Source organism: Streptomyces sp. NPDC056144, assembly GCF_042264145.1.
GTDB lineage: Bacteria > Actinomycetota > Actinomycetes > Streptomycetales > Streptomycetaceae > Streptomyces.
Genome location: NZ_JBHJVF010000015.1, coordinates 31984 through 44326, shown reverse-complemented (window position 1 = coordinate 44326; position 12343 = coordinate 31984). Strand labels below are relative to the sequence as shown.

12 protein-coding genes are annotated in these 12343 nt (G+C 70.0%); 1 reads left to right on the top strand and 11 read right to left on the bottom strand.

Translation table 11 applies throughout. The features are described from left to right. Positions 1–6 precede the first annotated feature (6 nt). Genes nuoK through ACFC0Z_RS31365 form a run of 11 tightly spaced genes read right to left on the bottom strand, consistent with a single transcriptional unit; the run spans position 7 to position 10651 of the window. Entirely contained in the window at positions 7–306 is a 300-nt protein-coding gene (gene nuoK, locus ACFC0Z_RS31415) for an NADH-quinone oxidoreductase subunit NuoK (protein WP_086826527.1), read from the bottom strand. Beyond that, positions 303–1133 (bottom strand): NADH-quinone oxidoreductase subunit J, encoded by an 831-nt coding sequence (locus ACFC0Z_RS31410; protein ID WP_376445188.1) that lies wholly within the window; start codon positions 1131–1133, stop codon positions 303–305. The genes nuoK and ACFC0Z_RS31410 overlap by 4 nt, the downstream gene beginning before the upstream one ends. Continuing rightward, the gene (nuoI, locus tag ACFC0Z_RS31405; protein ID WP_376445185.1) at positions 1130–1726 is read right to left on the bottom strand and encodes an NADH-quinone oxidoreductase subunit NuoI; all 597 of its coding nucleotides are present in this window, start codon (positions 1724–1726) and stop codon (positions 1130–1132) included. Before nuoI ends, ACFC0Z_RS31410 begins: the two co-directional genes overlap by 4 nt. Continuing rightward, a complete protein-coding gene (gene nuoH, locus ACFC0Z_RS31400; protein ID WP_376445182.1) occupies positions 1719–3080 on the bottom strand; it encodes an NADH-quinone oxidoreductase subunit NuoH in 1362 nt (453 codons plus the stop codon). Before nuoH ends, nuoI begins: the two co-directional genes overlap by 8 nt. Then, the gene (locus tag ACFC0Z_RS31395; protein ID WP_376445179.1) at positions 3077–5578 is read right to left on the bottom strand and encodes an NADH-quinone oxidoreductase subunit G; all 2502 of its coding nucleotides are present in this window, start codon (positions 5576–5578) and stop codon (positions 3077–3079) included. The genes nuoH and ACFC0Z_RS31395 overlap by 4 nt, the downstream gene beginning before the upstream one ends. Further along, positions 5575–6936, bottom strand: a complete 1362-nt coding sequence (gene nuoF / locus ACFC0Z_RS31390) for an NADH-quinone oxidoreductase subunit NuoF (RefSeq protein ID WP_376445176.1) — start codon at positions 6934–6936, stop codon at positions 5575–5577. Before nuoF ends, ACFC0Z_RS31395 begins: the two co-directional genes overlap by 4 nt. Beyond that, the gene (gene nuoE, locus ACFC0Z_RS31385; RefSeq protein ID WP_376445174.1) at positions 6936–7676 is read right to left on the bottom strand and encodes an NADH-quinone oxidoreductase subunit NuoE; all 741 of its coding nucleotides are present in this window, start codon (positions 7674–7676) and stop codon (positions 6936–6938) included. The genes nuoF and nuoE overlap by 1 nt, the downstream gene beginning before the upstream one ends. Beyond that, positions 7673–8995 (bottom strand): NADH-quinone oxidoreductase subunit D, encoded by a 1323-nt coding sequence (locus ACFC0Z_RS31380; RefSeq protein ID WP_376445172.1) that lies wholly within the window; start codon positions 8993–8995, stop codon positions 7673–7675. The genes nuoE and ACFC0Z_RS31380 overlap by 4 nt, the downstream gene beginning before the upstream one ends. Next, positions 8992–9723: an NADH-quinone oxidoreductase subunit C gene (locus ACFC0Z_RS31375; protein WP_376445169.1), complete on the bottom strand. Its 732-nt coding sequence runs from the start codon at positions 9721–9723 to the stop codon at positions 8992–8994. The genes ACFC0Z_RS31380 and ACFC0Z_RS31375 overlap by 4 nt, the downstream gene beginning before the upstream one ends. Beyond that, positions 9720–10274 carry an NADH-quinone oxidoreductase subunit B family protein gene (locus tag ACFC0Z_RS31370; RefSeq protein ID WP_030208804.1) on the bottom strand — a complete coding sequence of 185 codons (555 nt, stop codon included), beginning with the start codon at positions 10272–10274 and terminating at the stop codon, positions 9720–9722. The genes ACFC0Z_RS31375 and ACFC0Z_RS31370 overlap by 4 nt, the downstream gene beginning before the upstream one ends. A gap of 17 nt (positions 10275–10291) precedes the next feature. Then, entirely contained in the window at positions 10292–10651 is a 360-nt protein-coding gene (locus ACFC0Z_RS31365) for an NADH-quinone oxidoreductase subunit A (protein WP_250299117.1), read from the bottom strand. 661 nt (positions 10652–11312) lie between these two features. On the opposite strand from ACFC0Z_RS31365, the gene ACFC0Z_RS31360 reads away from it, so the two are divergent. After that, positions 11313–12269: a C40 family peptidase gene (locus ACFC0Z_RS31360; protein WP_376445166.1), complete on the top strand. Its 957-nt coding sequence runs from the start codon at positions 11313–11315 to the stop codon at positions 12267–12269. Positions 12270–12343: the final 74 nt, after the last annotated feature.

Below are 12343 nucleotides of genomic sequence, written 5' to 3'. Positions count from 1 at the left end.
AGCCCCTCACAGCTTCATCAGGCTGGCGTCGTCGACCGAGGCCGAGTGGCGGGCACGGAAGACGGACACGATGATCGCGAGCCCGACGACGACCTCCGCGGCGGCGACGACCATCGTGAAGAACGCGATGATCTGGCCGTCGAGGTTGCCGTGCATGCGGGAGAAGGTGACGAACGCGAGATTGCAGGCGTTGAGCATCAGCTCGACGCACATGAACAGCACGATCGCGTTGCGCCGGATCAGGACCCCGACCGCACCGATGGTGAACAGCAGGGCCGCGAGATACAGGTAGTTGACGGGGTTCACCGGGTGGCCTCCTCTTCGTCCCGGTCGCGGCCGAGCCGCTCCTCGGAGCGCTGCTCCAGGGCCCGGAGGTCGGCCAGCGCCTCGCTGGACACGTCCCGGACCTGGCCCCGCTTGCGCAGGGTCGAGATGACGGTGAGCTCCGACGGCGTGCCGTCGGGCAGCAGACCGGGGACGTCCACCGCGTTGTGCCGGGCGTAGACGCCGGGGGCGGGCAGCGGCGGTACGTGCTTCCCTTCCCGTACGCGCTGCTCGGCGAGCTCGCGCTGGGTGCGGGCCCGCTCGGTGCGCTCCCGGTGGGTCAGCACCATCGCGCCGACGGCGGCGGTGATGAGGAGCGCGCCGGTGATCTCGAAGGCGAAGACGTACTTGGTGAAGATGAGGGCGGCGAGGCCCTCCACGTTCCCGCCGTAGGCCGAGTTCGCCGCGCCGAGCCCGTTGAACTCGGTCAGCGAGGCCTGGCCGATGCCGGCGAAGAGCAGGACGCCGAAGCCGAGGCCGCAGGCGGCGGCCCACCAGCGCTGGCCCTTGATGGTCTCCCGCACCGAGTCCGCGGCCGTGACACCGACCAGCATGACGATGAAGAGGAAGAGCATCATGATCGCGCCGGTGTAGACGACGATCTGGACGATGCCGAGGAAGTACGCGCCGTTGGCGAGGTAGAAGACCGCCAGGATGATCATCGTCCCGGCCAGCGACAGCGCGCTGTGCATGGCCTTCTTCATCAGGATCGTGGCCAGGGCGCCGGCGACGGCGACCGTGCCGAGGACCCAGAACTGGAAGGCCTCCCCGGAGGAAGTGGCGTACGCGGCGAGGTTGGTGGCGCTCATGCGTCCGCCCCCTCCGGCTCGGCGTTCTCGCTGCCCTCGCCCTGCTCGCCCTTGGAGACGGCGACCTGCGGGACCGTGCCCGGCGCGGCCTCGGTGACGAGACCCCGGTAGTAGTCCTGCTCGGTCATCCCCGGGAAGATCGCGTGCGGGGTGTCGACCATGGTCTCTTCGAGCCCCGCGAGCAGCTGCTCCTTGGTGTAGATCAGGTTCTCGCGGGAGGAGTCGGCCAGTTCGAACTCGTTCGTCATCGTCAGCGCGCGCGTCGGGCAGGCCTCGATGCACAGCCCGCACAGGATGCAGCGGGCGTAGTTGATCTGGTAGACGCGGCCGTAGCGCTCGCCGGGCGAGTAGCGCTCCTCGTCCGTGTTGTCCGCGCCCTCCACGTAGATGGCGTCGGCCGGACAGGCCCAGGCGCACAGCTCGCAGCCGACGCACTTCTCCAGACCGTCGGGGTGACGGTTGAGCTGGTGCCGGCCGTGGAAGCGCGGCGCCGTCGTCTTCTCCTGCTCCGGGTACTGCTCGGTCAGCCGCTTCTTGAACATGGCCTTGAAGGTCACGCCGAAACCGGCCACCGGATTCTGGAAGTCAGACACCGTCCGTCTCCTTTCCGTCACTCGCAGTAGCAGTATCTTGGGCGCCACTGACAACGAGGTCCCTGTCGTGCCGCGGCCTGCGCCGGGGCACGGGCGGCAGGGACTGTCCGGGCTTGGGCGGTACGGGGAAGCCTCCGGCCATCGGGTCGAAGGCGGGCGCCTGCGCGGCCCCCTCGGCCGCCTTCGCCTTCCGGTCCCGGAACAGGTCGAAGAGGAAGGAGAGCAGGAGCAGTCCGAGGACGGCACCCGCCACGTACAGGACGATGTCGGAGAACGCGATGTTCTCGTTCCGCAGGGCCCGGACGGTGGCGACCAGCATCAGCCAGACCACCGAGACCGGGATGAGGACCTTCCAGCCGAGCTTCATCAGCTGGTCGTAGCGGACGCGGGGCAGCGTGCCGCGCAGCCAGATGAAGAAGAACAGCAGCAACTGCACCTTGACGACGAACCAGAGCATCGGCCACCAGCCGTGGTTCGCGCCCTCCCAGAACGTGGAGACCGGGTACGGGGCCCGCCAGCCGCCCAGGAAGAGCGTCACCGACACGGCCGAGACCGTCACCATGTTCACGTACTCGGCGAGCATGAACATCGCGAACTTGATGGAGGAGTACTCGGTGTTGAAGCCGCCGACGAGGTCGCCCTCGGACTCCGGCATGTCGAACGGGGCGCGGTTCGTCTCGCCGACCATCGTGATGATGTAGATGATGAACGACACCGGCAGCAGGATCACGAACCAGCGGTCCGCCTGCGCCTCGACGATCGCCGAGGTCGACATCGACCCGGAGTAGAGGAAGACCGAGGCGAAGGCCGCGCCCATCGCGATCTCGTACGAGATCATCTGCGCGGCCGACCGCAGACCGCCGAGCAGCGGGTACGTCGAGCCGGACGACCAGCCGGCGAGGACGATGCCGTAGATGCCGACGGAGGCGACCGCGAGGACGTACAGCATCGCGATCGGCAGGTCGGTGAGCTGCATCGTCGTGCGGTGGCCGAAGACCGACACCTCGTTGCCCGCGGGCCCGAAGGGGATCACGGCGATCGCCATGAACGCGGGGATCGCGGCGATGATCGGGGCGAGGACGTAGACGACCTTGTCGGCCTTCTTGACGATCAGGTCCTCCTTCAGCATCAGCTTGATGCCGTCCGCGAGGGACTGGAGGAAGCCCCAGGGGCCGTGCCGGTTGGGGCCGATGCGCAGCTGCATCCAGGCGACGACCTTGCGCTCCCACACGATGGAGAAGAGCACGGTCACCATCAGGAAGGCGAAGCAGAAGACCGCCTTGATCGCGACGAGCCACCAGGGGTCCGTCCCGAACAGGGAAAGGTCCTCCGCGGCCAGGACGTACGCGCTCATGCCTGCGCCTCCTGCGAGGTGGCCGGGGCGGCCGGGGTCGCCGGGCCGATGCGGACCAGGTCGCCCGGGTGGGCGCCGGTGTCGGAGAGGACGCCGGAGCCCGTCGAGTTCAGCGGGAGCCAGACCACGCGGTCGGGCATCTCCGTGACCTGGAGGGGGAAGGTGACGGAGCCGGCGGGGCCGGAGATCTCCAGGGTGTCGCCGTCCTTGACGCCGGTGTCGGCGGCGGTGGCCGCCGAGAGCCGGGCGACCGCCGCGTGGCGGGTTCCGGCGAGGGCGGTGTCGCCCTCCTGGAGCCTGCCGAGGTCGAGCAGGAGACGGTGTCCGGCGAGGACGGCCTCTCCGTCGCCCGGGCGGGACGCGACCTGGCCGGAGGCGGCGGGCTCGGAGGCGCGCTCCTCGGTCCAGCGGCCGAGCCGGTCCAGTTCGCCGCGGACCGCCCGCAGGTCGGGCAGGCCGAGGTGGACGTCCATGGCGTCGGCGAGCATGTGCAGCACGCGCGCGTCGGTCGGCGCGAGCGGGCGGGTCATCTGCTCGGGCTTGAGCGCGGCCTCGAACATCCGCACCCGGCCCTCCCAGTTGAGGAAGGTGCCGGCCTTCTCGACGACGGCCGCGACCGGGAGGACGACGTCGGCGTGGTCGGTGACCTCGCCGGGCCGCAGCTCCAGGGAGACCACGAAGGCCCGGTCGAGCGCCTCGCGCGCGCGTGCCGGGTCGGGAAGGTCCGCGACCTCGACGCCCGCGACGAGCAGCGCGCCGAGCTCGCCGGTGGCGGCGTGCTCCACGATCTGCCCGGTGTCGCGGCCGTAGCGGTGCGGGAGTTCGCGTACGCCCCAGGCCGCGGCGACCTCCTCCCGCGCGCGCGGGTCGGTCGCGGGCCGGCCGCCGGGCAGCAGCGCCGGGAGGGCGCCCGCCTCGACGGCACCGCGCTCTCCGGCGCGGCGCGGGATCCACACCAGCCGGGCGCCGGTGGCGGTCGCGGCGCGCAGGGCGGCGGTGAGCGCGCCGGGCACGCCCGCGAGCCGCTCGCCGACGGCGATGACCGCGCCGTCCTGGCGCAGGGCCTCGGCGGCGGCGGACCCGTCGCCCGACAGGCCGACCCGGGAGGTCAGCGCGTCGAGCCACTCGGTCTCGGTGCCGGGCGCGGCCGGCAGCAGCGTGCCGCCGGTCTTCTCCAGGCCCCGGGTCGCGAACGCGGCGACGGCGTACGTCTTCTGCCCGTGCTTGCGCCAGGCCTTGCGGAGCCGCAGGAAGACGCCGGGGGCCTCCTCCTCGGACTCCAGGCCGACGAGCAGGACCGCCGGGGCGGCTTCGAGCGAGGTGTACGTGACACCCGTACCGTCCAGGTCCTTGCCGCGTCCGGCGACGGCGGAGGCCAGGAAGTCGGCCTCCTCGCCGGAGTGGACCCGGGCCCGGAAGTCGATGTCGTTGGTGTCGAGGGCGACCCGCGCGAACTTCCCGTACGCGTAGGCGTCCTCGACCGTGAGCCGTCCGCCCGCGAGGACGCCGGTGCGGCCCCGGACGAGTCCGCGGGCGGCGGCCTCCAGGGCCTCCGGCCAGGACGCGGGCTCCAGCTCACCGGTCTCGGCGTCGCGGACCAGCGGCGTGGTGAGCCGGTCGCGCTGCTGCGCGTACCGGAAGCCGAAGCGGCCCTTGTCGCAGAGCCATTCCTCGTTGACCTCGGGGTCCTCGGCGGCGAGCCGCCGCATGACCTTGCCGCGCCGGTGGTCGGTGCGGGTCGCGCAGCCGCCCGCGCAGTGCTCGCAGACCGACGGCGTGGAGACCAGGTCGAAGGGGCGCGAGCGGAAGCGGTAGGCGGCCGAGGTGAGGGCGCCGACGGGGCAGATCTGGATGGTGTTGCCGGAGAAGTACGACTCGAAGGGGTCGCCCTCGCCGGTGCCGACCTGCTGGAGCGCGCCGCGCTCGACGAGCTCGATCATCGGGTCGCCCGCGACCTGGTTGGAGAAGCGGGTGCAGCGGGCGCACAGGACGCACCGCTCGCGGTCGAGCAGCACCTGCGTGGAGATCGGGACCGGCTTCTCGTACGTCCGCTTGACGCCGTCGAACCGGGACTCGGCCTGCCCGTGGGACATGGCCTGGTTCTGCAGGGGGCACTCGCCGCCCTTGTCGCAGACCGGGCAGTCCAGCGGGTGGTTGACGAGGAGCAGCTCCATCACGCCGTGCTGGGCCTTCTCGGCCACCGGCGAGGTCAGCTGCGACCGGACGACCATGCCGTCGGTGCAGGTGATCGTGCAGGAGGCCATCGGCTTGCGCTGGCCCTCGACCTCGACGATGCACTGGCGGCAGGCGCCGGCGGGGTCGAGGAGGGGGTGGTCGCAGAAGCGCGGGATCTCGATGCCGAGCTGTTCGGCGGCGCGGATGACCAGCGTCCCCTTGGGGACGGAGATCTCGATGCCGTCGATGGTCAGCGTGACGAGGTCCTGGGGCGGGAGCGCCGCCTCGCCGCCTCCGGAGGGGGCGGACGTGGTGACTGTCATGCGTTCACCTCCCTGTGGTCTGCGCGCCGGTCGGCCCAGACGGTCGACTTGGCGGGGTCGAAGGGGCAGCCCTTGCCCGTGATGTGCTGCTCGTACTCGTCGCGGAAGTACTTGAGCGAGGAGAAGATCGGCGAGGCGGCGCCGTCGCCGAGGGCGCAGAACGACTTGCCGTTGATGTTGTCGGCGATGTCGTTCAGCTTGTCGAGGTCGTCGAGGGTGCCCTTGCCGGCCTCGATGTCGCGGAGCAACTGGACCAGCCAGTAGGTGCCTTCGCGGCAGGGGGTGCACTTGCCGCAGGACTCGTGGGCGTAGAACTCGGTCCAGCGGGTGACGGCCCGGACGACGCAGGTGGTCTCGTCGAAGCACTGGAGGGCCTTGGTGCCGAGCATGGATCCGGCGGCGCCGACGCCCTCGTAGTCGAGGGGCACGTCGAGGTGCTCCTCGGTGAACATCGGGGTGGAGGAGCCGCCGGGGGTCCAGAACTTGAGGCGGTGGCCCGGCCGGATGCCGCCGCTCATGTCGAGGAGCTGGCGCAGGGTGATCCCGAGGGGCGCCTCGTACTGGCCGGGCGAGGCGACGTGGCCGCTCAGCGAGTAGAGCGTGAAGCCCGGGGACTTCTCGCTGCCCATCGAGGTGAACCATTCCTTGCCCCGGTTGAGGATCGCGGGAACGGACGCGATGGACTCGACGTTGTTCACCACGGTGGGGCAGGCGTACAGACCGGCGACCGCGGGGAAGGGCGGGCGCAGCCGGGGCTGGCCGCGGCGCCCTTCGAGCGAGTCGAGGAGCGCGGTCTCCTCGCCGCAGATGTACGCGCCGGCGCCGGCGTGCACGGTGATGTCCAGGTTCAGTCCGGTGCCGAGGATGTTCTCGCCGAGGTAGCCGGCGGCGTAGGCCTCGCGGACGGCCTCGTGGAGCCTGCGCAGGACGGGGACGACCTCGCCGCGGAGGTAGATGAACGCGTGCTCGGAGCGGATCGCGTAGCAGGCGATGATCATTCCCTCGATGAGGGAGTGCGGGTTGGCGAAGAGGAGGGGGATGTCCTTGCAGGTGCCGGGCTCGGACTCGTCGGCGTTGACGACGAGGTAGTGCGGCTTGCCGTCGCCCTGCGGGATGAACTGCCACTTCATGCCGGTGGGGAAGCCGGCGCCGCCGCGTCCGCGGAGGCCGGATTCCTTGACGTACGCGATGAGGTCGTCGGGCGTCATCGCGAGGGCCCGCTTGAGGCCCTGGTACCCCTCGTGCCGCTCGTAGGTCTCCAGGGTCCAGGAGTTCGGCTGGTCCCAGAAGGCGGAGAGGACGGGGGCGAGAAGCTTCTCGGGGCTGTTGTTGGTGTCGATCTCGGCCGCCAAGGTCATCACTCCCCCTCCTGACGGGTGGCCTCACCGCGCGGGTGAACGATTCGGTGGGTGGGCGCCTCGCCCTTGGCGAGCCGCAGGCCGACGAGGGAGGCGGGGCCCGCCCCGCCGGTGGCCTCGACGGCGCCGGGGCGCTCGTCGGGGAAGCCGGCGAGGATGCGGGCGGTCTCCTTGAAGGTGCACAGGGGCGCGCCGCGGGTGGGTTCGACGGTCCGGCCGGCCCGGAGGTCGTCCACCATCTTCTTGGCGGACTCGGGGGTCTGGTTGTCGAAGAACTCCCAGTTGACCATCACGACGGGCGCGAAGTCGCAGGCCGCGTTGCACTCGATGTGTTCGAGGGTGACCTTGCCGTCCTCGGTGGTCTCGTTGTTGCCGACGCCGAGGTGCTCCTTGAGCTCCTCGAAGATGGCGTCGCCGCCCATGACCGCGCACAGCGTGTTCGTGCAGACGCCGACCTGGTAGTCGCCGGAGGGCTTGCGCCGGTACATCGTGTAGAAGGTGGCGACGGCGGTGACCTCGGCGGTGGTGAGGCCGAGGGTCTCGGCGCAGAACGCCATGCCCGTACGGGTCACGTGGCCCTCCTCCGACTGCACGAGGTGCAGCATCGGGAGGAGCGCGGAGCGGGAGTCCGGGTAGCGGGCGATGATCTCCTTCGCGTCCGCCAGGAGGCGGTCGTGGACCTCCGCCGGGTAGGCGGGGGCGGGGAGCTGGGGCATCCCCAGGCTGACGTTCTCCGTCATCGGTCGACGCCTCCCATCACGGGGTCGATGGAGGCGACGGCGACGATGACGTCGGCGACCTGGCCGCCCTCGCACATCGCGGCCATGGCCTGGAGGTTGGTGAAGGACGGGTCCCGGAAGTGGACCCGGTAGGGGCGGGTGCCGCCGTCGGACACGACGTGCGCGCCGAGCTCGCCCTTGGGCGACTCGACGGCCGCGTAGGCCTGTCCGGCGGGGACTCGGAAGCCCTCGGTGACCAGCTTGAAGTGGTGGATCAGGGCTTCCATCGAGGTGCCCATGATCTTCTTGATGTGGTCGAGGGAGTTGCCGAGGCCGTCGGGGCCGAGCGCGAGCTGCGCGGGCCAGGCGATCTTCTTGTCGCCGACCATGACCGGCCCGGGGGCGAGACGGTCGAGGCACTGCTCGACGATCCGCAGCGACTGGCGCATCTCCTCCAGGCGGACGAGGAAGCGTCCGTAGGAGTCGCAGGTGTCGGCGGTCGGGACGTCGAACTCGTAGTTCTCGTAGCCGCAGTACGGGTCGGTCTTCCGCAGGTCGTGCGGGAGGCCGGCCGAGCGCAGGATCGGGCCGGTGGCGCCGAGGGCCATGCAGCCGGCGAGGTCGAGGTAGCCGACGTCCTGCATGCGGGCCTTGAAGATGGGGTTGCCGGTGGCGAGCTTGTCGTACTCCGGCAGGTTCTTCTTCATGGTCTTCACGAACTCGCGGACGGCGTCGACGGCGCCGGGCGGGAGGTCCTGGGCGAGGCCGCCGGGGCGGATGAACGCGTGGTTCATGCGGAGGCCCGTGATCAGCTCGTACAGGTCCAGGATCATCTCGCGGTCCCGGAAGCCGTAGATCATGATCGTGGTGGCGCCGAGCTCCATGCCGCCGGTGGCGATGCACACCAGGTGCGAGGAGAGCCGGTTGAGCTCCATGAGCAGGACGCGGATGACGCTCGCCCGGTCCGGGACGTCGTCGGTGATGCCGAGCAGCTTCTCCACGCCGAGGCAGTACGCCGTCTCGTTGTAGAACGAGGTGAGGTAGTCCATGCGCGTGACGAAGGTGGTGCCCTGCGTCCAGGTCCGGTATTCGAGGTTCTTCTCGATGCCGGTGTGGAGGTAGCCGATGCCGCAGCGGGCCTCGGTGACGGTCTCGCCGTCGATCTCCAGGATGAGGCGGAGCACGCCGTGGGTGGACGGGTGCTGGGGGCCCATGTTGACGACGATCCGCTCGTCGTCGGCCTTGGCCGCGGACTGGACGACCTCGTCCCAGTCGCCGCCGGTCACCGTGTAGACGGTGCCTTCGGTCGTCTCGCGGGGAGACGCGTGGGAAGTGCTCACGAGTACGACCTCCGCTGGTCCGGAGCCGGGATCTGGGCGCCCTTGTACTCGACGGCGATGCCGCCGAGGGGGTAGTCCTTGCGCTGCGGGTGGCCCGGCCAGTCGTCCGGCATCATGATCCGGGTGAGGGCGGGGTGGCCGTCGAAGACGATGCCGAAGAAGTCGTACGTCTCGCGCTCGTGCCAGTCGTTCGTCGGGTAGACGGCGACGAGCGAGGGGATACGGGGATCGGCGTCCGGCGCCGAGACCTCCAGGCGGATCAGCCGGCCGTGGGTCAGCGAGCGCAGGTGGTAGACGGCGTGCAGCTCGCGGCCCTTGTCGCCGGGGTAGTGCACGCCGGAGACGCCGGTACAGAGCTCGAAGCGGAGCGCCGGGTCGTCGCGCAGCGTGCGGGCGACGCGGACGAGGTGCTCGCGCTCGACGTGGAAGGTGAGCTCGCCGCGGTCGACGACGGTCTTCTCGATGGCGTTCTCGGGGACGAGCCCCTGCTCCTCAAGGGCGCCTTCGAGTTCGTCGGCGACCTCGTCGAAGTAGCCGCCGTACGGGCGGGTGGCCGCGCCCGGCAGCCGGATCGAGCGGACGAGACCGCCGTAACCGGACGTGTCGCCGCCGTTGTTGGCGCCGAACATGCCACGCTGGACGCGTACTTCCTCGCCGTGCTCACCGCGCTGGCCCGGCAGGTTCTGCGCGCTGAGGTCCTTCTCGGGATTGGGTGTCTCGTCGCTCACCGGAGCAGACCCTTCAACTCAATGGTCGGCAGCGCCTTGAGCGCCGCTTCCTCCGCCTCCCGGGCCGCCTCCTCGGCGTTCACGCCGAGCTTGGAGGTCTGGATCTTCTGGTGGAGCTTGAGGATCGCGTCGATGAGCATCTCCGGCCGCGGCGGACAGCCGGGCAGGTAGATGTCGACGGGCACGATGTGGTCGACGCCCTGCACGATCGCGTAGTTGTTGAACATGCCGCCCGAGGAGGCGCAGACGCCCATCGAGATGACCCACTTGGGGTTGGGCATCTGGTCGTAGACCTGCCGCAGGACCGGCGCCATCTTCTGGCTGACCCGGCCCGCGACGATCATCAGGTCGGCCTGGCGCGGCGAGCCGCGGAAGACCTCCATGCCGAAGCGGGCCAGGTCGTACCGGCCGGCGCCGGTGGTCATCATCTCGATGGCGCAGCAGGCGAGGCCGAAGGTCGCGGGGAACACGGACGCCTTGCGCACCCAGCCCGCGGCTTGTTCGACCGTCGTCAGCAGAAAGCCGCTCGGGAGTTTCTCTTCGAGTCCCATAGGTGCCCCTCAGCCCTTCAGTCCCATTCCAGGCCGCCCCGCCGCCACACGTACGCGTAGGCGACGAAGACGGTGAGCACGAAGAGCAGCATCTCCACGAGCCCGAAAAGCCCCAGGGAGTCGAACGTGACCGCCCAGGGGTAGAGGAAGACGATCTCGATGTCGAAGACGATGAAGAGCATCGCCGTCAGGTAGTACTTGATCGGGAAGCGGCCGCCACCGGCCGGAGTGGGCGTCGGTTCGATGCCGCACTCATATGCCTCAAGCTTTGCCCTGTTGTACCGCTTTGGCCCGATAAGCGTGGCCATGACCACGGAGAAGATCGCAAACCCCGCACCCAGGGCACCGAGCACGAGGATGGGCGCGTACGCATTCACGCTCCTCGCTCCTTCCAGTCGTCCTTGACCGTTGGATCGCACGGCCGGGCCCTGAAAGATCGCCCCCATGTGAGGCAGTTCACAAGCCCGGCTGCCCCGCATCTTATGCCCGCCCCTCTGTGATCTGCGACACGGGTGTCAGCAACTAGTTTGTGATCTCCACCACCTGACGAAGGATCATGAAGTCGGATGAGCGGTGATCTTGTCGCGCGAAGCGCCCAGGTGATCACCAGATGTGACATCCGTACCGGAAATCGCTGGTCGGGGGGGTGTCGCACTATCAAGCGTTGCCCCATGCAGGCAAATTGGCGATGGGACTCGTACGAGTGATAAAGGAGCCGGTCTTCGCCCGGTCGGGGGGGTCCGGCGTCGCGAGGTGGACACGTGCGCCCGTTCACGAGCTCGGATGTGACCTGCGTCACTCGCCAAGGGGGCCCGGGGAAGCGGGGGTTGGCCACAGAGGTGAAGAGGTGGTAAGTGACGGGCAATTCGGACTATTCATCGAAAACCCATGATCAAGCCGCCGATGGGCCGTGCCCGATTTGCCCGTTACGGCGTCAATAAGGGTGCCGGAGAAGCGGATTCAGGCCTTCCTGGCCCAACTGTGGCGCAGCCCACGTTTCTTGAAGGGAACCGCGAAGCCCTGATAGCGGTTGTACCCATGTCCCACACCGCTCCCATACCCAGCCACCGGAAGCCCCGCCGCAGCGCCTCGAAGCTCGCGCTCCGCGCCGGAGTCGCCGGTGGTTTCCTCGGCACCATCGCGGTGGCCGGTGCTGCCGGGCCGGCCAATGCCGAGCCGGTGACCGAGACCATCGAAATGCCCACGCTCGGATCCCTCGACACGGGTGGCCTGGCGAACGCCGTCGCCGCCTCCGCCGACGCGTCCCAGCAGGAGGCCCTCGACCAGAGCCTGGAGGCCCAGGAGAACAAGGCCCTCCAGAAGGCCGCCAAGGAGGCCAAGAAGGCCAAGGCCGAGGCGGACCGCAAGGCCGAGGCCGAGCGCGCCGAGAAGGCCCGCGCCGAGGCCGAGGCCAAGGCGGCCGCGGAGAAGGCCGAGCAGGAGCGTCAGGAGCGCCAGGAGGCCGCCGCCCGCGCCTCCCGCGACAGCGCCCGCACCCAGCTCTCCACCACCTCCGCGAGCTCCTCCTCGTCGTCCTCCTCCGCTTCCTCGTCCTCCTCGGACAGCGGCTCGTCCTCGTCCTCCTCGGACGCGGGCTCCACCGCCTCCTCCGGCAGCTCGAACACGACGCAGGCCGCCACCGGCTCCGCCGCCGCGATCGTGGCCTTCGCGCGCGCCCAGGTCGGCGACGCGTACGTCATGGGCGGCACCGGCCCCAACTCGTGGGACTGCTCGGGCCTCGTCCAGGCCGCCTACCGCCAGGCCGGCATCGACCTGCCGCGCATCTCCGGCTCGCAGTCGAGCATGGGCACCTCCGTCTCCCTGAGCAACCTCCAGCCGGGCGACGTCCTCTACTGGGGCAGCCGCAGCGGCTCGTACCACGTCGCCATCTACGTCGGCGGCGGCAAGTACGTGGGCGCGCAGAACCCCTCCACCGGCGTCGTCGAGCGCTCCCTCAGCTGGGACACCCCCTCGGGCGCCGTCCGGATCCTCTGATCCCCACCCCTGCCTGACACGCTGAAGGGCCGACACTCCTCGGGGGAGTGACGGCCCTTCGGTCGTTTTCCGGG

Excerpts from the sequence above, each read along its gene's own strand:
- ACFC0Z_RS31360 (WP_376445166.1), top strand. The coding sequence starts at position 11,313 with ATGTCCCACACCGCTCCCATACCCAGCCACCGGAAGCCCCGCCGCAGC.
- nuoE (WP_376445174.1), bottom strand. The coding sequence starts at position 7,676 with ATGACGGAGAACGTCAGCCTGGGGATGCCCCAGCTCCCCGCCCCCGCC.
- nuoF (WP_376445176.1), bottom strand. The coding sequence starts at position 6,936 with ATGACCTTGGCGGCCGAGATCGACACCAACAACAGCCCCGAGAAGCTT.
- ACFC0Z_RS31410 (WP_376445188.1), bottom strand. The coding sequence starts at position 1,133 with ATGAGCGCCACCAACCTCGCCGCGTACGCCACTTCCTCCGGGGAGGCC.
- nuoH (WP_376445182.1), bottom strand. The coding sequence starts at position 3,080 with ATGAGCGCGTACGTCCTGGCCGCGGAGGACCTTTCCCTGTTCGGGACG.
- ACFC0Z_RS31370 (WP_030208804.1), bottom strand. The coding sequence starts at position 10,274 with ATGGGACTCGAAGAGAAACTCCCGAGCGGCTTTCTGCTGACGACGGTC.
- ACFC0Z_RS31395 (WP_376445179.1), bottom strand. The coding sequence starts at position 5,578 with ATGACAGTCACCACGTCCGCCCCCTCCGGAGGCGGCGAGGCGGCGCTC.